This window comes from Modicisalibacter radicis, assembly GCF_900961225.1.
Taxonomy (GTDB): Bacteria; Pseudomonadota; Gammaproteobacteria; order Pseudomonadales; family Halomonadaceae; genus Modicisalibacter.
In genome coordinates, this window is the sequence record NZ_CAAHFN010000065.1 from 296,285 (window position 1) to 315,087 (window position 18,803).

16 protein-coding genes and 2 tRNA genes are annotated in these 18,803 nt (G+C 63.0%); 6 read left to right on the forward strand and 12 right to left on the reverse strand.

Annotation, left to right across the window (positions count from 1 at the left end; all coding sequences use genetic code 11):
* Window positions 1-47: 47 nt before the first annotated feature.
* The 6 genes from odhB to sdhC all read right to left on the reverse strand — a co-directional run bounded on the left by odhB (window position 48) and on the right by sdhC (window position 7,978).
* Window positions 48-1,655 carry a 2-oxoglutarate dehydrogenase complex dihydrolipoyllysine-residue succinyltransferase gene (odhB, locus tag HR9077_RS12005; protein ID WP_136067224.1) on the reverse strand — a complete coding sequence of 536 codons (1,608 nt, stop codon included), beginning with the start codon at window positions 1,653-1,655 and terminating at the stop codon, window positions 48-50.
* Between the two features lie 43 nt (window positions 1,656-1,698).
* Window positions 1,699-4,533, reverse strand: a complete 2,835-nt coding sequence (locus HR9077_RS12010) for a 2-oxoglutarate dehydrogenase E1 component (RefSeq protein ID WP_136067225.1) — start codon at window positions 4,531-4,533, stop codon at window positions 1,699-1,701.
* A 228-nt stretch (window positions 4,534-4,761) separates the two neighbouring features.
* Window positions 4,762-5,472 carry a succinate dehydrogenase iron-sulfur subunit gene (locus HR9077_RS12015; protein WP_136067226.1) on the reverse strand — a complete coding sequence of 237 codons (711 nt, stop codon included), beginning with the start codon at window positions 5,470-5,472 and terminating at the stop codon, window positions 4,762-4,764.
* Window positions 5,473-5,483: 11 nt separating this feature from the next.
* Entirely contained in the window at window positions 5,484-7,256 is a 1,773-nt protein-coding gene (sdhA, locus tag HR9077_RS12020) for a succinate dehydrogenase flavoprotein subunit (RefSeq protein WP_136067227.1), read from the reverse strand.
* A gap of 3 nt (window positions 7,257-7,259) precedes the next feature.
* Entirely contained in the window at window positions 7,260-7,607 is a 348-nt protein-coding gene (sdhD, locus tag HR9077_RS12025) for a succinate dehydrogenase, hydrophobic membrane anchor protein (protein ID WP_136067228.1), read from the reverse strand.
* Complete coding sequence (sdhC, locus tag HR9077_RS12030) at window positions 7,601-7,978, reverse strand: succinate dehydrogenase, cytochrome b556 subunit (protein WP_136067229.1); 378 nt, start codon at window positions 7,976-7,978, stop codon at window positions 7,601-7,603. The genes sdhD and sdhC overlap by 7 nt, the downstream gene beginning before the upstream one ends.
* Before the next feature lie 412 nt (window positions 7,979-8,390).
* On the opposite strand from sdhC, the gene gltA reads away from it, so the two are divergent.
* Window positions 8,391-9,677, forward strand: coding sequence for a citrate synthase (gltA, locus tag HR9077_RS12035; protein ID WP_136067230.1), 1,287 nt, complete (start codon window positions 8,391-8,393; stop codon window positions 9,675-9,677).
* Between the two features lie 132 nt (window positions 9,678-9,809).
* Window positions 9,810-10,694, forward strand: coding sequence for an NAD(P)-dependent oxidoreductase (locus tag HR9077_RS12040; RefSeq protein ID WP_136067231.1), 885 nt, complete (start codon window positions 9,810-9,812; stop codon window positions 10,692-10,694).
* A 442-nt stretch (window positions 10,695-11,136) separates the two neighbouring features.
* On the opposite strand, the gene HR9077_RS12045 is transcribed toward HR9077_RS12040, so the two are convergent.
* The 4 genes from HR9077_RS12045 to HR9077_RS12060 all read right to left on the reverse strand — a co-directional run bounded on the left by HR9077_RS12045 (window position 11,137) and on the right by HR9077_RS12060 (window position 13,978).
* Window positions 11,137-11,212 (reverse strand) — tRNA-Glu (locus HR9077_RS12045).
* Window positions 11,213-11,235: 23 nt separating this feature from the next.
* Window positions 11,236-11,311: transfer RNA gene (locus HR9077_RS12050), tRNA-Ala, on the reverse strand.
* Between the two features lie 153 nt (window positions 11,312-11,464).
* Window positions 11,465-12,946 carry a glutamate--tRNA ligase gene (gene gltX, locus HR9077_RS12055; RefSeq protein WP_136067232.1) on the reverse strand — a complete coding sequence of 494 codons (1,482 nt, stop codon included), beginning with the start codon at window positions 12,944-12,946 and terminating at the stop codon, window positions 11,465-11,467.
* 135 nt (window positions 12,947-13,081) lie between these two features.
* Window positions 13,082-13,978 carry a LysR family transcriptional regulator gene (locus HR9077_RS12060; protein ID WP_136067233.1) on the reverse strand — a complete coding sequence of 299 codons (897 nt, stop codon included), beginning with the start codon at window positions 13,976-13,978 and terminating at the stop codon, window positions 13,082-13,084.
* A gap of 514 nt (window positions 13,979-14,492) precedes the next feature.
* Between HR9077_RS12060 and HR9077_RS12065 the strand changes: the two genes are divergently transcribed.
* Both HR9077_RS12065 and HR9077_RS12070 read left to right on the forward strand, forming a co-directional pair.
* A complete protein-coding gene (locus HR9077_RS12065; RefSeq protein WP_244613170.1) occupies window positions 14,493-15,050 on the forward strand; it encodes a helix-turn-helix domain-containing protein in 558 nt (185 codons plus the stop codon).
* An 89-nt stretch (window positions 15,051-15,139) separates the two neighbouring features.
* Window positions 15,140-15,346, forward strand: a complete 207-nt coding sequence (locus HR9077_RS12070) for a hypothetical protein (protein ID WP_136067235.1) — start codon at window positions 15,140-15,142, stop codon at window positions 15,344-15,346.
* 100 nt (window positions 15,347-15,446) lie between these two features.
* Here the strand turns inward: HR9077_RS12070 and hppD are convergent, their stop codons facing one another.
* Both hppD and HR9077_RS12080 read right to left on the reverse strand, forming a co-directional pair.
* A complete protein-coding gene (hppD, locus tag HR9077_RS12075) occupies window positions 15,447-16,550 on the reverse strand; it encodes a 4-hydroxyphenylpyruvate dioxygenase (protein WP_136067236.1) in 1,104 nt (367 codons plus the stop codon).
* A gap of 217 nt (window positions 16,551-16,767) precedes the next feature.
* Window positions 16,768-17,373 (reverse strand): LysE/ArgO family amino acid transporter, encoded by a 606-nt coding sequence (locus tag HR9077_RS12080; protein WP_136067237.1) that lies wholly within the window; start codon window positions 17,371-17,373, stop codon window positions 16,768-16,770.
* 94 nt (window positions 17,374-17,467) lie between these two features.
* Here HR9077_RS12080 and HR9077_RS12085 point away from each other — a divergent pair, with 94 nt between their 5' ends.
* Entirely contained in the window at window positions 17,468-18,373 is a 906-nt protein-coding gene (locus tag HR9077_RS12085) for a LysR family transcriptional regulator ArgP (RefSeq protein ID WP_136067238.1), read from the forward strand.
* Window positions 18,374-18,464: 91 nt separating this feature from the next.
* Entirely contained in the window at window positions 18,465-18,803 is a 339-nt protein-coding gene (locus HR9077_RS12090) for a hypothetical protein (RefSeq protein ID WP_136067239.1), read from the forward strand.

The following is an 18,803-nucleotide window of genomic DNA, read 5'->3' on the forward strand; positions in this document are numbered from 1 at the left end:
CAGCGCCCACCATCTCGTCAGATAAACCTGTTTGGCTTGGCGGCGAATCACACGTCCAGAAGCAGGCGTGCCGGATCCTCGAGCAGTTCCTTGATGGTCACCAGAAACTGCACCGCATCCTTGCCGTCGATCATACGGTGGTCGTAGGACACGGCCAGGTACATCATCGGACGTATCTCGACCTTGCCATTGACCGCCATGGGGCGCTCCTGAATCTTGTGCATACCCAGGATCGCAGTCTGCGGCGGATTGATGATCGGCGTCGACATCAATGAGCCGAAGATACCGCCGTTGGTGATGGTGAACGTACCACCCTGCATTTCGTCGATGCCGAGCTTGCCGGCCCGTGCACGCTTGCCGAAGTCGACGATGGTCTTCTCGACATCGGCGATCTTCATGCTGTCGGTATCACGCAGCACCGGCACCACCAGACCGCGGTCGGTGGATACCGCCACGCCAATGTCCTGATAACCGTGGTAGACGATGTCGGTACCGTCGATCGAGGCGTTGACGTCCGGGAAGCGCTTGAGCGCCTCGGAGGCCGCCTTGACGAAGAAGCCCATGAAGCCGAGCTTGGTGTCGTGGGCCTTGAGGAAGGTGTCCTTGTACTGAGCACGCAGCGCCATTACCGCGCTCATGTCCACCTCGTTGTAGGTGGTCAGCATGGCCGCCGTCTGCTGAGCCTGGACCAGACGCTTGGCGATGGTCTGCCGCAGACGACTCATCGGCACGCGCTTCTCGGGGCGCTCGCCTTCCACGGCCGGCGCCGCCGCGGTCGCGGCTGCCTTGGTGGTATCACTGCCGGCCGGCTTGTCGGCGGCTTTCTTGGCGCTGCCCTCCTTGACGGCCCGCTGGACGTCTTCCTTGAGGACGCGCCCCCCCTTGCCGGTGCCTTCGATCTTGTTGACGTCGAGATCGTGCTCGGCGACCAGCTTGCGCGCCGCCGGGGCGAGAATCTTGTCGCCGACCTTCTCGTCGCCGCCAGCGTCGTCCTTCGACTCGCTCGCCTCGGCCTCGCCATCGGCGCTGTCGCCCTCACCGCCGGCACCTTCGGCAAACACAGCCAGGACCTGCTCGGACTCGACCTGGCTGCCCTCCTCGACCTTGATTTCGGAGAGCGCACCATCGGCCGGAGCGACCACTTCGAGCACCACCTTGTCGGTCTCGATATCGGCCAGCACCTCGTCACGCTTGACCGCTTCACCGACCTTCTTGTGCCAGGTCGCCACGGTGCCTTCCTGCACGGATTCGGGGAAGGAGGGCGCCTTGACGTCGTGACTCTTGCCCGAGGCGGCAGGCTTTTCGGCCTTCTTCTCGGACTTGCCGGACTTGGCCTCGTCAGGCTGCTTCTCTGCCTTGGCGTCCGTCTGCTTGTCCTCGCTCTTGGCCTCTGCCTCGTCGTCGGCGGTTTTTTCCTGAGCCTCGCCGAGCATGCCCAGGACCTGCTCGGAATCGCAGGTCTCGCCCTCTTCGACCTTGATCTCCGACAGCGTGCCGGCTTCCGGCGCCACCACCTCGAGGACGACCTTGTCGGTCTCGATTTCGACGATCAGTTCGTCACGCTCGACACTGTCACCGGGCTTCTTGTGCCAGGTGCCAACCGTGCCTTCGGCAACGGATTCCGGAAAACTGGGCGCTTTGATCTCGGTAGCCATTTGGTTTCCTTAGTATGTTCTCTCTCGTCCCGGTGATGAGGCCTCAGGCATTGAAGGCGTCGTTCACCAGCTGGCGCTGTTGTTCAACGTGCACGGACATGTAGCCGGCTGCCGGTGCGGCGGATGCCGGACGCCCGGCAAACTTGAGCTCGCGCCCCAGGCCCTCGCTGACCATGTCGGCAACCACACGCATGTGGTGCTGGCTCTGATACCAGGCCCCCTGGTTGAGCGGCTCTTCCTGACACCAGACAACCTGCTCGAGATTGCCGTAGCCCTTGAGCGCCTCGTAGAGCTCCTCCTTGGGGAAGGGATAGAGCTGCTCGATTCGCACCACCGCGGTATCTTCGCGCTCGTTCTCGCTACGATAGGCGGCCAGGTCGTAGTAGACCTTGCCGGCACACAGCACCACCCGCTTGACCTTGTCGGCCTCGAGCTTGCCCTGATCGGCCAGCACCATGTTGAAGCGACCGCTGGCCAGTTCCTCCAGCGTAGAAGTCGCTTCCTTGTGGCGCAGCAAACTCTTCGGCGACATCACGATCAACGGCTTGCGCAGCGGACGAATCACCTGGCGACGCAGCAGATGATAGATCTGCGCCGGCGTGGTCGGCACGCAGACCTGCATGTTGTGTTCGGCACACAGCTGCAGGAAGCGTTCGAGACGCGCCGACGAGTGCTCGGGCCCCTGGCCTTCGTAGCCGTGGGGCAACAACATGGTCAACCCGCACAGACGGCCCCACTTGGATTCGCCCGACGAGATGAACTGATCGACCACGACCTGGGCGCCATTGAAGAAGTCACCGAACTGGGCTTCCCAGATCACCAGCGCATTGGGCATGGTGGTGGAATAGCCGTATTCGAAGGCCACCACCGCCTCTTCCGAGAGATAGGAATCACGGATGGTGAAACGTGGCTGCCCGTCACGAATATGCTCGAGCGGCACATAGGTGGAACCATCCTTCTGGTTATGCACCACCGCATGACGATGCGAGAACGTTCCCCGGCCGCTGTCCTGGCCGGTCAGGCGCACCGGATGGCCCTGGTCGAGCAGCGTGGCGTAGGCCAGCGTCTCGGCAAAGCCCCAGTTGAGCGCCATGCCGCCGGCCAGCATCTTGCGACGATCCTCGTAGATCTTGGCCACCTGGCGCTGCATCTGGATGCCATCGGGCACCTCGCACATGCGCGCCGCGAGTTGCTGCATGCGCTTCATGTCCATCGAGGTGTCGGCATCGCCCGTCCACTCGTGGCCCAGGTAGGGCGTCCAGTCGACGAACAGTTCCGTGTTGGGCTGCTTGACCAGCGCATTGGCCACATGATTGCCGGCCGCCAGATCCTCGCGATACTTCTCGGAGAGCGCCTTGGCCTGATCCTCGTCGAGCAGTCCCTCCTCGATCAGACGCTGCGCGTAGAGCGCCCGCGACGTCTTATGCGACTTGATCTTGTGGTACATCATCGGCTGGGTACCGGACGGTTCGTCGGCCTCGTTATGGCCGCGACGACGATAGCAGACCAGATCGATGACGACGTCCTTGTGGAACTGCTGACGGTAGTCCAGCGCCACCTGGGTGGCGTGAATGACCGCGTCGGCGTCATCGCCGTTGACGTGGAAGATCGGCGCCTGAACCATCTTGGCGATGTCGGTGCAGTATTCCGTCGAACGCGTGTCCTGAGGATGCGAGGTGGTAAAGCCCACCTGGTTGTTGATCACGATGTGCAGCGTGCCACCGGTCCTGTAGGCCCGGGTCTGCGACATCTGGAAGGTTTCCATGACCACGCCCTGCCCGGCCAGTGCCGCATCGCCGTGGACGTTGATCGGCAGAACCTTGTCGCCCTCGACATCGTCGCGGCGGTCCTGGCGGGCGCGTACCGAGCCTTCGACCACCGGTGCGACGATCTCCAGGTGCGACGGGTTGAAGGCCAGCGCCAGATGCACCTCGCCGCCCGGGGTCATCACGTTGGAACTGAAGCCCTGGTGATACTTGACGTCGCCGGAGCCCTTCTCGATCACCTTCTTGCCATCGAACTCGTCGATCAGCTCCGAGGGGCTCTTGCCGAGGATGTTGACCAGCAGGTTGAGGCGCCCACGGTGGGCCATGCCGATGACCATCTCCTTGGTGCCGTAACCACCGCCACGCTGGATGATCTCGTCCATCATCGGGATGAACGTCTCGCCGCCCTCCAGACCGAAGCGCTTGGTGCCCGGATACTTGGACGCCAGGTAGTTTTCCAGTCCTTCCGCGGCGGTCAACCGTTCGAGCATGTGCATGCGAACGTCGTCGCTGAATTTCGGCTTGGAGCGCACCGACTCGAAACGCTGCTGTAGCCAGCGCTTCTCTTCGGTGTCGACGATGTGCATGAATTCACAGCCGATACTGCGGCAGTAGGTCTTCTCCAGCGCCTCGACGATCTCCTTGAGCGGCGCCGTGTCCTTGCCCAGGAACAGCGAGCCGGTCTGGAACTCGGTGTCCATGTCGGCTTGCGACAGCTGGTGGAAGGACAGCTCGAGGTCCGGCACCGGCGTCGGGTTCCTCAGCCCGAGCGGATCGATATCGGCTTTCTGGTGACCCCGAAAGCGATAGGCGTTGATCAGTTGCAGGACCTTGACCTGCTTCTTGTTCTCGCCGCTGTCGACGGCGGCGACAGGCGCCGTGCCGCGGCGGCTTTGCGCCAACTGGTAGAACTGATCGCGGATGGGACTGAGGGGAACATCGTGAGAGGGGCTGCCTTCCGGGCGCGGTAACTTGTCGAAGTAGTTACGCCATTCATCCGGTACCGCATTGGGATCGACGAGGTACTGTTCGTAGAGCGCTTCGACATAGTGAGCGTTGCCGCCGCTCACATGGGAAGTGCGCCACATCAACTCCATTATGCCTTCTTGCATCTCTAGGTCACCCTGCGCTGATGGGGTGTTGTCGGCGCCGCATGCGATAACGCTCCGGCGTCACTCATGTCTACGGGTAGCCGGGGCGGCGCCCACGCAATTCGGTGGCCGTGACCGTCAAGAGCCGGTGCCCAGGGCACCGGCTCTTGACGCTTGGGCCGGCTCTGCCTGCGGCACGCGGCCGCAGGCAGGAGCGGGGACCAATGATAACAAGTCGCCCGCCCCGATTTAAGTGGCATTCGCCAACAGCAGTTCGCGAATCTTGCCGATCGCGCGGGTCGGGTTGAGCCCCTTGGGACACACGGCGACACAGTTCATGATGCCACGGCAGCGGAACACGCTGAACGGATCCTCGAGCTCGGAAAGCCGCTCGCGGGTCGCGGTGTCACGCGAATCGGCGAGGAACCGGTAAGCCTGCAACAGACCTGCCGGACCGACGAACTTGTCCGGATTCCACCAGAACGACGGGCACGCGGTCGAGCAGCAGGCGCACAGGATGCACTCGTAGAGACCGTCGAGCTTGTCGCGCTCCTCCGGCGACTGCAGGCGCTCGATGGCCGGCGCGGTCGTGTCGTTTTGCAGGTACGGCTGAATGCGCTCGTACTGCTTGTAGAAGATTCCCATGTCGACGACCAGATCGCGAACCACCGGCAGCCCGGGCAGCGGACGCAACACCAGCTTGCCGTTCTTGGTGACGTCGGAGATGGCCGTGACGCAGGCCAGGCCGTTGGTGCCGTTCATGTTCATCCCGTCGGAGCCGCACACGCCCTCGCGGCAGCTGCGACGATAGGCCATCGAGCTATCCTGCTGCTTGATGATCTCCAGGACGTTGAGGACCATCAGGTCTCGGCCCTGGGTGTCCACCTGGAATTCCTGCATGTACGGCGCAGAGTCGGTTTCCGGGTTGTAGCGGTAGACGGATACCTGAAGCATGGACATCGTGGTCCCCCTCAATAAGTACGGACTTTCGGTTCGAAGGTATCGAGCGTCTTCGGCTGGAAATTCACATCACGCTTGCCCAGTTTCTTGTCGAGCGGGTGGTAGATGGAATGCTTCAGCCAGTTGACGTCGTCCCGATCCGGATAGTCGTAACGGGAATGGGCGCCGCGGCTTTCCTTGCGCTCCAGCGCGGAAATGGCGGTGGCTTCGGCCACTTCCAGCAGGTTGTCGAGCTCCAGAGCTTCGACCCGCGCGGTGTTGAAGGCGTTGGACTTGTCGCCCAGGTGGGCGTTGGCGATCCGCTCGCGCAGGTCGGCCAGTTTCTTGACCCCTTCCTGCATGTGGTCTTCCTGGCGGAACACGCCGAACGACGTCTGCATCGTCTCCTGCAGCTCGGCGCGCAGGGCCGGTATCGCCTCGCCACCGCTGGATTCGTTCCAGCGATTCATGCGGGCCATTGCACTGTCGATGTCCGACTGCGCCGCGTCCAGGTAGTCGACACCCTCGTTGAGGGCGCTCTCGATGAAGATGCCAGCCGCGCGGCCGAACACCACCAGATCGAGCAGCGAGTTGCCGCCCAGGCGGTTGGCGCCGTGCACCGAGACGCAAGCCGCCTCGCCGCACGCGAACAGACCGTTGATGATCCGATCGTTGCCGTCGGCGTCCTGCATGAGCGCCTGGCCGTGCACGTTGGTGGGCAAGCCGCCCATCATGTAGTGGCAGGTCGGCACGACGGGGATCGGCTCCTTGGCCGGGTCCACCGCGGAGAATGTCTTGGCCAGCTCGACGATGCCCGGCAGGCGCTTGTGCAGCACTTCCTCGCCCAGATGGTCGAGCTTGAGCATCACATGGTCGCCGTTCTCGCCACAGCCGCGCCCTTCGAGGATCTCCATGACCATCGAGCGGGCGACGACGTCGCGACCCGCCAGGTCCTTGGCGTTGGGGGCGTAACGTTCCATGAAACGCTCGCCATCCTTGTTGATCAGGTAGCCGCCCTCGCCACGACAGCCTTCGGTCACCAGTACCCCGGCGCCGTAGATGCCGGTCGGGTGGAACTGCCACATCTCGATGTCCTGGACCGGGAAGCCGGCACGCAGCGCCATGCCGATGCCGTCGCCGGTATTGATCAGGGCGTTGGTGGTCGACGAGAAGATGCGCCCGGCCCCGCCGGTCGCCAGCACGGTGGCCTTGGACTTGATATGCACCACTTCCCCGGTCTCGATGCACAGCGCGATGCAGCCGACAACGTCGCCGCTGGCGTTCTTGACCAGATCCACCGCGTACCACTCGTTGAGGAACACCGTGTCGTTCTTCAGGTTGTTCTGGTACAGCGTATGCAGCAGGGCGTGACCGGTACGGTCTGCCGCCGCGCAGGTGCGCGCCGCCTGGCCACCCTTGCCGAAATCCTTGGACTGGCCGCCGAACGGACGCTGATAGATGCGCCCATTGTCGAAACGCGAAAACGGCAGGCCCATGTGCTCGAGCTCGAAGACCGCCTTGGGCCCCTCGGAACACATGTATTCGATCGCCTCCTGATCGCCGATATAGTCCGACCCCTTGACTGTGTCGTACATGTGCCAGCGCCAGTCGTCATTGGGGTCGGCGGAAGCGATGGCGCAGGTAATGCCACCCTGCGCGGACACGGTATGCGAGCGGGTCGGAAAGACCTTCGAGAGTACCGCGGTCTTCTTGCCGGACTTGGCCAGCTCGAGTGCGGCACGCAGGCCGGAGCCGCCACCGCCGATGATGATTGCGTCGAACGTCAGGCTACGCATAGTGGACATGGATCAGGCTCCCCAGAGAACTTGTACGCCCCACACCAGAAAGATGAAGATGGCGAGAATGATGGCGATTTGGACGACAAAGCGGATGCCGGTCGGCTTGATGTAATCGGTAATCACGATCCACAGGCCGATCCAGGCATGAGCCGCCAGCGACACGAAAGCCAGCAGGGAGAAGATCCGCATCCAGGTCTGCGCGAACAGACCGTTCCAGGTCGCGTAGTCGAGCCCCGGATGGAGCAGCAGGTAGCCGACCATGAACAGGGCGTACAGGGCGAGAACGACCGCCGACACGCGCTGCACGAGCCAGTCCGACAGGCCACTGCGACCGAAATTGGTGATGTTGGTTACCATACCCATACTCCCGCCAGGACCACGAGCACCGCGCTAGCCACGACGGTGATTTGCGCCTTCCGATTGGCCTTTTCCAGCTCCAGGCCGTAGCCCAGATCCATGAACAGGTGGTTGACGCCGGCGACGAAGTGAACGGCGAGCGCCGACAGCAGGCCCCAGGCCACCAGCTTGGCCAGGAAGTTGTGCTCGAGGACATCACGCACGGCTTCGAACCCCTCGGGGGACGACAACGAGGCATCGAGCGCCCAGAAGCCGAAGATCAGGCCAATGAACAGAATGACGCCGGTAATGCGATGGGTGATCGAGGTTAATGCAGGAAGTGGAAAGGATATGGTCGATAGATCTAGGTTTACGGGTCTTTTGCTATTCACGGCTCGCTACACACTCTCTTGGCCCGCTCATGCTCCGGTCAGGCTCGGCGGAACGGGCGGTGGTTTGAGGATCAGGCAAATGGCGGCCGGCAAGACCACGCTCGTCGCCTGCTCCCGCCAATCGCGCGGGTTAAGATTATAGGGATTGGCCACAGGCATGACAAATCGTTACCGCCGAACTGCGACCTTGGTGTTACCCTTGGTAACAGGTGACACTAGGTCGCGAATACCTCCCAGGCAGGCGCAGCGCGGCCTGCGGCGCTCTTGAGCCGCTCCAGACCCGCCGCATGGCCACCATCGGCGAATTGACATCGGCTTGGACATTTCTATAGTGGGCAAACCTTTTTTGCCCGCCCGCCAAGCAGGACAATGAGTTACGTCACGTACCGAGAAACTTGAAGAGGAGGCCGTCATGGCTGACAGGAAAGCGCAGTTGACAGTGGATGGGCTGGACAAGCCCCTCGAACTCCCGGTCTATTCAGGCACTGCCGGACCCGATGTCGTCGACGTCCGCAGCCTCACCGCCGAAGGCCTCTTCACCTACGACCCGGGCTTCGTCGCAACCGCCGCCACCGAATCCGGCATCACCTACATCGACGGCGCCGAGGGCGTGCTGCTGCACCGCGGCTACCCGATCGGCGAACTGGCCAAGCATTCGAATCACGTCGAGATGTGCTACTTGCTGCTGTTCGGCGAGCTGCCCAGCGACGAGGAATACGAGAACTTCTCGAAGACCATCCGCAACCACACGATGGTTCACGAGCAGCTGGCCAACTTCTACAAGGGCTTTCGGCGTGACGCCCACCCGATGGCCATCCTCTGCGGCGTGGTCGGCGGCCTCGCGGCCTTCTATCACGACAACCTGGACATCACCAAGGAAGAGGAGCGCCGCGTCAGTGCCGTGCGCCTGATCGCCAAGATGCCGACGCTGGCGGCGATGTGCTACAAGTACAACATCGGCCAGCCGTTCAATTATCCGCGCAACGATCTCGACTACGCCGAGAACTTCCTCTACATGATGTTCGGCAATCCCTGCGAGACCTACGAAACCAACCCGGTATTCGCCAAGGCCATGGATCGCATCTTCATGCTGCATGCCGACCATGAGCAGAACGCCTCGACGTCCACGGTGCGCCTGGCCGGCTCGACCGGCGCCAATCCGTTCGCCTGCATCAGCGCCGGTATCGCCGCACTCTGGGGCCCGGCTCACGGCGGCGCCAACGAGGCGGTACTCAGCATGCTCGACGAGATCGGCGACGAGTCCGAGGAAAACATCCAGCGCTTCATCGATCGCGCCAAGGACAAGGACGACCCGTTCAAGCTGATGGGCTTCGGTCATCGCGTCTACCGCAACTTCGACCCGCGCGCCAAGGTCATGAAGGAAACCTGTGACGAGGTACTCGCCGAACTGGGCATGGCCGACGATCCCAAGCTCAGGATCGCCAAGCGCCTCGAGCAGATCGCCCTGGAAGACGAATACTTCATCGAGCGCAAGCTCTACCCCAATGTCGACTTCTATTCCGGCATCATCCTCAAGGCCATCGGCATCCCCACCAACATGTTCACGGTGATCTTCGCCGTCTCGCGGACCATCGGCTGGATCTCGCACTGGAACGAGATGATCACCAACGGCTACCGCATCGGCCGCCCGCGCCAGCTCTACACCGGCTACACGCAACGCGACTACCCCGCCAAATGACCGAAGGCCGCCGCAAGGCGGCCTTTTCCGTTCAGCACCCGACGAATCACTGGAGCGACGCTCGACTTGACCTAGGCTGGAAGCTGTCGCCCCATGACCATCGAGACCGCTCACCTGCCCGAGGAACCTATCATGAGCCAGCAGATTCGTACCGCCGCATTCATCGGCCTGGGCGTCATGGGCTACCCCATGGCCGGGCACCTGGCCCGCGCCGGCATCGACGTACGCGTCTACAACCGCACCGCCGCCAGGGCCGAGGCCTGGGTCGCCGAATACGGCGGCAGTCATTACCCGACCCCTGGCGAGGCCGCCCAGGGCGCCGACCTGGTGCTGGTCTGCGTGGGCAACGACGACGACGTGCGCGAGGTCGTCACCGGCCCCGAGGGGGTCATGACCGGAATAGACGAGGCGGCCGTGCTGGTCGACCACACCACCGCCTCCGCCGACCTGGCTCACGAGCTCGCCCTGGCCTGCCGCGAGCATGGCTGTCAGTTCATCGACGCCCCCGTCTCGGGTGGCCAGCAGGGCGCCGAGAACGGCGCCCTGACCATCATGTGCGGCGGCGAGGAAGCCGCGTTCCAGCGCGTACACCCCGCTCTCGCCCATTACGGGCGCGCAGTCACCCTGATGGGCGAGGCCGGGTCCGGCCAGATGACCAAGATGGTCAACCAGATCTGCATCGCCGGACTCGTGCAGGGGCTCGCCGAGGGCCTGCACTTCGCCGAGCGAGCCGGTCTCGACCGCGAACGCGTCGTCGAGGTGATTTCCCAGGGCGCAGCCGGTTCCTGGCAGATGACCAACCGTCACCGGACGATGATCGCCGGCGAGTACGAACACGGCTTTGCGGTCGACTGGATGCGCAAGGACCTGGACATCTGCTTGAGCGAGGCCCGCAAGCTCAGCGCCCGCCTTCCGGTCACCGCGCTGGTCGACCAGTTCTATGGCGATGTACAGGCGATGGGCGGCGGACGCTGGGACACTTCGTCCTTGCTCAAGCGGCTCGAACAGGACGGATAGCCGACCCCTTCACCCCTTTGCTCCCGGTGTGCCGAGCACGCCGGGAGCACCCTTGCACCCCCCTTGATTCCCAACTCTTGCACAGGCTTCGCTTTTCCACACTTTCTGTGGATAAGCTTGTTTATAAGCTCTCGAAAAGGCCTCGCAATCGCCATGACATGCGGGCTGGCTACAAATCGGCTATTTTTTGACCAGAAGTAAGCATCTGTTTCTAAAGGACTTTTATGAAGATAAGCACAACCATGGGCCTGAGCGACAAGCTGTGCACAGGGTCATCATGGAGCAACATGCGGTGGGGAAAACCCGCTCGGCTTGTCAAGACTTGACGCGTTAAAAGTCAGTCGTCGGGGTGAACGCGTTCATCTTGACATGCGCAAGGGACCAGCCCTTTTCAGAGCTCGCCAGCAGGCGGATGCTGTACAACGGACGTTGCTAGAAGAAGTGGCGTCCCATAGGGGGTTCGAACCCCTGTTACCGCCGTGAAAGGGCGGTGTCCTGGACCACTAGACGAATGGGACGCAAGGAGGATGTTCCGCGAGAATGGTGGAGCCTAGCGGGATCGAACCGCTGACCTCGACACTGCCAGTGTCGCGCTCTCCCAGCTGAGCTAAGGCCCCTGAACCGAATAATTAGTTCGCGAGAACGGGGCGTATGATACTGATACGCCCCGGGTTCGTCAATAATAAATCGAGCTGCGAGCTACGGGCTATAGCCTGCGCCGTAATAAGCTGAATACTCAACTGCTCGAAGCTCGCGGCCCGTGGCTGGGCTCAAAGCGCCCGATACTCCTTCTCGAGTTTCTTGGCCTGCTTCTTGGAGACACCGCCCAGCACCTCGATGGCATGGCGCAAGCGGGCCCGGGTCATGTCGGATCCCAGGATCGCCATGGCATCCATGACCGATGTCGAGGTCGCGGAGCCGGTCACCGCGATGAACACCGGCGCCAGGAAGACCTTCATCTTGAGGTCGAAGTGTTCACACAGGCGCTTGACCTCGGCCAGCAGGCTCTCCTTGTCCCAGCGCGCGACCCCCTCGAGACGCCACACCAACAGCTGCAGCAGGCGCAGGAGCTCATCCCGCTCAAGCTTGACCCCGTCGAAGCTTCGCGCGTCGATGGCTGGCAGCCCGGCGAAGAAATGACCGGCCAAGGGCATGACATCCGAGAGCGTCTCGATGCGTGGACGCACCTGCGGCAATATCTGACCGACGTATGCCTCGTTGAAGGCCCATTCGCGCAACGCCTGCAACAGTGCCGCGTCGTCGAGATCCTCGCGGATGTAGACGCCGTTCAGCCAGGTCAGTTTCTGCAGATCGAAGACCGGCCCGCCCAGCGATACACGCTGGATGTCGAAGTGCGCCATCATCTCGTCAAGCGTGAACTTCTCGCGATCGTCGGGCATCGACCAGCCCATCCGCCCCAGGTAGTTGGTCACCGCCTGGGCGAGAAAGCCCATCCGCCGGTAGTAATTGATCGAGGTGGGGTTCTTGCGCTTGGAAAGCTTCGACTTGTCCGGGTTGCGCAGCAGTGGCATATGGCAGAGCCGCGGCATTTCCCAGCCGAAGTAATCGTAGAGTAACTGATGCTTGGGCGCCGAGTTGATCCACTCCTCGCCGCGCAGCACATGGGTGATCCCCATCAGATGGTCATCGACGACATTGGCCAGATGGTAGGTCGGCATGCCGTCGGACTTGAGCAGGATCTGCGCGTCGACCTGCGCCCAATCGACTTCGATACGCCCGCGCAGCATGTCCTCGACGACGCAGGTACCCGAATCGGGCACCTGCATGCGCACCACGTAAGGCCAGCCCTCGGCCTCGCGCCGCCGCACCTCCTCTTCGGCAAGGGCCAGGTCGGCGGGCTTGAGCGCGAGTTGCAGCCCCTGCGCCTTGCGCGTCTCGCGCAGCTCATCGAGCTCTTCGCTGGTCCGGTAACACTTGAAGGCGTGGCCGTTGTCCAGCAGCTGACGGGCCATTTCGGCATAGATGTCGCCCCGCTCGCTCTGGCGATAGGGGCCGTGCGGCCCGCCGACGTCCGGTCCTTCATCCCATTCCAGGCCCAGCCAGCGCAGCGAGTCGAGGATCATCCGTTCCGACTCCGGGGTCGAGCGCTGTCGATCGGTATCCTCGATGCGCAGTATGAACTGCCCCCCGTGCTGACGGGCGAAGCACAAGTTGAATAGCGCGATATAGGCGGTGCCCACGTGCGGGTCGCCGGTGGGAGACGGGGCAATGCGTGTACGTACGGTGGTCATCTGGTCCGTTCCGTTGGCTCGGGTTGATGTGGGGCATTATACGCACCTGACATGCCCCCATCAGCCACGGCCGAAGCGGCGACGGCAAGAAACGCGCGAGGCGCGCCGAATCCGTCGAAACCGCATGGGCCTCGACTAGAGCGCCAGGTGTTCGCGAAACCAGTCGGTAATGAAGTCGAGATAAGCACGGGTCTTGTCGGGCAGGTACTTGCGCGAACGAAACAGTACCAGCATGCTGCCATGCTCGTTCCAGTAGGGTTGCAGCAACGGTATCAGTTCGCCGTCGGCCACCGCCGCGCGTGCCGCGAAAGTGGGCAGATAGGCGAGTCCGAACCCCGCCTTGGCCGCTTCCACGACCCCCAGCAGATTGTTGATCACCAGCCGCGAGCTGGGCTCGATATCGAGCGGCTGGCCATTGAGCGAAAATCGCCAGTGCGCGCCGAGATCGTAGTTGCCGTAGAAGATGCTGTCGTGCTGCTCGATGTCGCGCGGATGGAGCGGCCGCTCGGCCCGCGCCAGGTACTCCGGCGCGGCGTACAGCCCGTAGACCACCTTGCACAAGGGGCGCGAAACCAGGCTCGACGGCGGCACCGGCCCCATGCGAATAGCCAGATCGACGGAGTCGTCGATCGGCTCGAAGCGCTGGTCCTCGAGCAGGATCTCTACGGCCACATCGGGATAACGGCGCATGAAAGCCGTCGTCGGTGGCGCCAGATACATGAAGCCGAAACTGACCTGGGCGCTGACCTTGAGTTGACCGCGCGGGCGCGCCGTCACCGATTGAACCTGGGCTTCGGCCGCGGCCAGTTCCTCGCGAATCCGCAGGCCATGTTCGAAATAGATCCGACCGGCCTCGGTCAGGTGCAGCGAGCGCGTCGAGCGGTTCAACAGGCTGACGCCCAGTTCCTCTTCCAGCGCCGCTATCCGCTTGGAAGCCAGCGACTTGGAAATGCCCAGCCGCCGCGCCGCCGCCGTGAAACTTCCGGCTCGCACGACTTCGACGAAGACTTTCAACGCATCCAGAGTGGCCAAACCGAGTCCTTGCAAAGCACGTGGTATCAGGAGTTTCCATTTCGGAAACACTGGATTTCGATTGTAACCACTTATTCCGCAAACGACGACTCCGTATACTGCCCTCTCCGGTCGTTGCTGCGATCGGAGCGCCAGCCGCTCGCCCAGGCCTGTGGCTGGAGCCTTCAGTGCGTTACTCTTCTGCGCCACCGGGCTGCTCGATCGAGCAGCCGGCGCATTTTTCTCATCCCCGCCTCCGCTAGCCGCGTGGTTGACGCCGTTTGAGCCTGCCCTCGGCATGCCTCGCCGGAACCCTGTCACAGACTGCGGATCCGAAGTATCAAAGACCGGAATGCACCTCGGCCGGGTGCCCGCTTCCGGGACTGAACCGATAAATTACCAATTGTTTATAGACGTGTTTAACCCGAAACATACTTCGGTAACGACTGGCTATGCTAGACGTTCACGTCACAGCGAGATGCATTCGATGGTTGACCTGGGGTCCCGTATAAAAGCGCTAAGAATGAAGGCCAGCTTGAGCAAGGCCGCCCTGGCCCGGCGGGTGGGCGTCTCGGATGTCACGATCTCCTACTGGGAGTCCGGCACCATCAAGCAGATCGGTCATGAGCGGCTGGTGGCCCTGGCCGAAGCCCTGGACTGCAACTTGAGCGACCTGCTGCAAGGCACGCCATCGGCCCATCTGCCACATGGCATTCTTCTCCTCCGCGTCTCCCAGCCACCGCCGTGGCAGTCCAGCTGCGGCCACCCGGCGCCCTCCCTGGCCGGGCTGCCCAATACCGCCCTGACTGACGGATGCCACCTGGTCACACCGGCCCCGGGCGAACGATTCGATTTCCTCACCGAAGGGGACCTGATCGCGTTACGTCCGCTCGACGCTTTCGGCGATGATGGCCTGTATCTGCTGGAAAGCGATGATGAACTGCAAGTGCGTCACCTGTCGCGCAATGCGCAAGGCAAGCTGCGCATTCGCGGCGAGCGAAGCGAACTCGACGATGTACTGATCGGCGCGCTGCCCTTTCGGGTCCTCGCCCATGTATGTATCCACTGGCGCCCCTTGCCGGCCGCTGAATAGGCAAGTGGGGATTCAGCCCGGCCCAGTGCCGTTGCACGATGTCGGTGCGCCATCTATGTTGCAGCAAAAGGCCAGACAAGGAGTCACCGATGGCACGGCTTTTCGACAGCTACGAAGCGGCCAGCGAATGGTATTCCACCAGCGATTACAAGGACATGGCGTGGTATGACGGGTTCGAGGAGGAGCAACTGATAGAGTTCGCCTACGCTCACGGCTCGGAGCATGACGGGGAAGACGACCTGGTGGCGGCCTTCCTGCGCGAGCAGGGCGAAGACCCCGACGAATACGGGCTCTAGCATTCGGCATCGGCACGCGTGAACACGCCGAGCGAGGGTCTGGGCGGAAGCTGACCACGGCCGGCACGCGCCGGCCGTGGCTTGCCTTGACCGGCGTGGGTCACGCGTCGGCCTTGAGGACGCCGCGGCGAATCTGGTCTTCTTCGATGGACTCGAAAAGCGCCTTGAAGTTGCCTTCGCCAAAGCCCTTGTTGCCCTTGCGCTGGATGATCTCAAAGAAGATCGGCCCGATTACCGTGTCGGTGAAGATCTGCAGCAGAATCCCCTCTTCCGGTGCGCCATCGATCAACAGGTTGAGCGCCTCAAGCTCCGCGACCGATTCGTCATGATCGGGTACCCGCTCGGCGATCTTTTCGTAGTAGGTGGCCGGCGTGGTCATGAAGGTCACGCCGTTGTCGCGCAGCGCTCTGACCGTGGCGTAGATATCGTCGGTGGCCAGCGCCAGATGCTGGATCCCCTCGCCATTGTATTCGCGCAGGAATTCGGCGATCTGCGAGGTATCGTCGGCCGACTCGTTGATCGGAATATGCATCTTGCCACAGGGTGCCGTCATCGCCTGGGAATGCAGGCCGGTCATCTTGCCCTCGATGTCGAAGTAACGGATTTCCCGAAAGTTGGCGATCCGCGTATAGAAATCGGCCCAGACGCTCATCTGGCCACGATCGACGTTATGCGTCAGGTGATCGAGGACCTTGAGTCCGACACTCGCCGCGTTGCGATCGGCACCGGGGATCGGTTCGAAATCGATATCGTACAGCGTACGCCCCTGCTCATCGGCGTGCCCGTCGACGAAGTACAGCAATGAGCCACCGATCCCGCGTACCGCCGGGATACCTACCTCCCCCGGCCCGACCGGGTTGTCCACCGCTTCGGCGCCATTCGCCACGGCATGCTCGAGCGCCTGCCGCGCGTCGGCCACCCGCCAGGCCATGGCACAGGCGCTGGGGCCGTGCCGACGGGCGAATTCCGCCGCATGGCCCCCCGGTTCGCCATTGATCACGAAATTGATGCCCTCCTGCTGGTAGAGCGTCACGTTCTTCGAGCGGTGCTTGCGCGTCCGGGTAAAGCCCATCCTCTCGAACAGGCGCGCCATGGCCTCGCACTGCTCGACATCGGGTGCGGTGAATTCGACGAACTCGAAACCATCGGTGCCCAGCGGGTTGGTCTCGGCATTGGAAACTGTCGCGGTTGCTGGTGCGGTCATGTCCCTCTCCTGCTACGGCTAACGGTGATCGTCAAGGCGATGCTTGTTCACAGCCTATAGCGCCGCAGCGGCTCCCGGGGCGACTCGAGAGGCGACATCGGGCACCTCGGTTGCCGATTCACCCCGTCATCGTGGCAAACAATCCTTACACCGAACCGGCCGCGGCATGCCATCGCCCGGACGCGGTGCAATAGCCTGACGCTCCGTAAAGCTGGCTTTACGGCCATTCAAGCCCCGCAACCAATCCCGCGGCAACCATCAGCAGCACCGCGCCAATAACGCCATCGATGCTGCGCCAGGCCCAGCGACTCGCCAACCGTGGCGACAGCCAGCCGGCGGCGGCGACCAGCGAAAAGAACCACAGACAGGAAGCCGCCACGGCGCCCGCGTAGAAAGCCACCGGCTCGGCCTGCACGGCACCGATCGCACCGAGCATGATCAGCGTATCCAGGTAGACCTGCGGGTTGAGCAGGGTCACCGCCAGCGTCGCGGCTATCACGCCGCGGCGCGACGTACCGCCATGCCCGGCCTGCAAGGTCCCGGGTGACAAGGCCCGGCGCCAGGCCAGCCCGGCCTGCCACATCAGGAACAGGGCACCACCGAGCCTGGCCAGCACCATCAACGTCGGCTGGGAGGCGATCAACTGCCCTACGCCCACCCCGCCCAGGACGATCAGCAGGGCGTCACAGGTCGTGCAGATGAGCGCCACCAGCCAGGGGTGCTCGCGTCGCAGCCCCTGGCCGAGGACAAACGCGTTCTGGGCACCGATCGCAATGATCAGTCCCGCACCGGTTACCAGCCCCTGGGCGGCGGAACCCCACATGGCACTCTCCTGACATTTACATGAGAAACGGCAGGTTATACTCGGGGCGAAAATAAGTTAAATTAATTGAAAGAATGGATGATTAACCTGGCTGATGCTTGATTACAAACTTCTCCAGGCACTGGCCGCTGTGGTCGACCAATCGGGCTTCGAGCGGGGTGCCAAACATCTGGGACTGACCCAATCCGCGGTTTCCCAGCGTATCAAGCTGCTCGAGGCCCGGCTCGGACAGCCGGTGCTGGTACGCGCGCCCAAGCTGGCGCCGACCCCGCTGGGCCGGCGTCTGCTCAATCACGTCCAGCAGGTGCGCTTGCTCGAACATGACCTGCTCGACCAGATTCCCGCCCTGGGCGAACGCGAACAACGCCTGCGCCTGGCGATCAATGCCGATAGCCTGGCCACCTGGTGGACGCCGGTCACCGGCAGCTTCTGCCGCGAACATGACGTGCTGCTCGATCTGGTGGTGGAAGATCAGGACGTCGCCCTCAAGCGCATGCGCGACGGCGAGGTCGCCGGCTGCATATGCGCCACGTCGCGTCCGGTGCAGGGAGCGCGGACCCACCCCCTGGGCAGCATGCGCTATCGCGCCCTGGCGAGTCCCGATTACGTGGCCCGTCATTTTCCCCGGGGGCTGAATCACGCTGCCCTGCGCGAAGCGCCGGCGATCGTCTTCGGCCCCGACGACCGCCTGCAACACCGCTACCTGGAAATGCGCGGCTACCTGGAGCCCTTTCCACACCACCTGTGCCCCTCTTCCGAAGGTTTCATCCAGCTGGCGCAGTCGGGCATGGGCTATGGCCTGATACCCGAACGCCAGGTTGCCCGGGAATTGCAGGAAGGCAGCCTGGTGGATCTGGATAGCGACAGCTTCATCGACGTGCCGCTCTACTGGCATCACTGGCGCCATGGCGGCAGTACCCTCGACGCCTTGACCGCACATCTGCTGGCCCAGTGCAATCACTGGCTGATGCCGTTCGATGGCGCGCAGGAATTTCTCTGAAGCGCCGCAACCGGGCACCATGACCGGCTACACTGCAAGCGGATACGCCCTTCGGGAAGCCCCTTGCACTCGCCACACGCAGGAGCCCGCAATGTCACTCAAACGGCGATCGCTCGATCTCGTGGTCCTGGCAATGGTGCTGGGGGTGGGGGGCTGCGCCGGATCGCCGCCCGCGTCCCAGCAAGCCTTCCTGCGCCTGGAAGCGCACGGCGATTCGCTCCCGGCGGCCCGCCGGGCCGCGCTCCAGCATGCCGAGGAGCAATGCCAGGGAACCGACCCCGTGGTCATCGACAGCCGTCGGTACAACACGGCGCCACGCTTGCGTAGCGAATCCGCGCTGCCTCTGGCACAAAGCGAACTCGGCGAATATGCCGCCGCCACCCATGAAGGCGAGGCGCCCTCGATCGTGTGGCGCTATCACTGTCGCTGA

Coding starts and splice junctions, on each gene's coding strand:
- sdhA (WP_136067227.1), bottom strand. CDS start 7,256: ATGTCCACTATGCGTAGCCTGACGTTCGACGCAATCATCATCGGCGGT.
- gltA (WP_136067230.1), top strand. CDS start 8,391: ATGGCTGACAGGAAAGCGCAGTTGACAGTGGATGGGCTGGACAAGCCC.
- HR9077_RS12015 (WP_136067226.1), bottom strand. CDS start 5,472: ATGTCCATGCTTCAGGTATCCGTCTACCGCTACAACCCGGAAACCGAC.
- HR9077_RS12080 (WP_136067237.1), bottom strand. CDS start 17,373: ATGTGGGGTTCCGCCGCCCAGGGGCTGGTAACCGGTGCGGGACTGATC.
- hppD (WP_136067236.1), bottom strand. CDS start 16,550: ATGACCGCACCAGCAACCGCGACAGTTTCCAATGCCGAGACCAACCCG.
- gltX (WP_136067232.1), bottom strand. CDS start 12,946: ATGACCACCGTACGTACACGCATTGCCCCGTCTCCCACCGGCGACCCG.
- odhB (WP_136067224.1), bottom strand. CDS start 1,655: ATGGCTACCGAGATCAAAGCGCCCAGTTTTCCGGAATCCGTTGCCGAA.
- HR9077_RS12040 (WP_136067231.1), top strand. CDS start 9,810: ATGAGCCAGCAGATTCGTACCGCCGCATTCATCGGCCTGGGCGTCATG.
- sdhD (WP_136067228.1), bottom strand. CDS start 7,607: ATGGTAACCAACATCACCAATTTCGGTCGCAGTGGCCTGTCGGACTGG.
- HR9077_RS12070 (WP_136067235.1), top strand. CDS start 15,140: ATGGCACGGCTTTTCGACAGCTACGAAGCGGCCAGCGAATGGTATTCC.
- HR9077_RS12090 (WP_136067239.1), top strand. CDS start 18,465: ATGTCACTCAAACGGCGATCGCTCGATCTCGTGGTCCTGGCAATGGTG.
- HR9077_RS12085 (WP_136067238.1), top strand. CDS start 17,468: ATGCTTGATTACAAACTTCTCCAGGCACTGGCCGCTGTGGTCGACCAA.
- HR9077_RS12010 (WP_136067225.1), bottom strand. CDS start 4,533: ATGCAAGAAGGCATAATGGAGTTGATGTGGCGCACTTCCCATGTGAGC.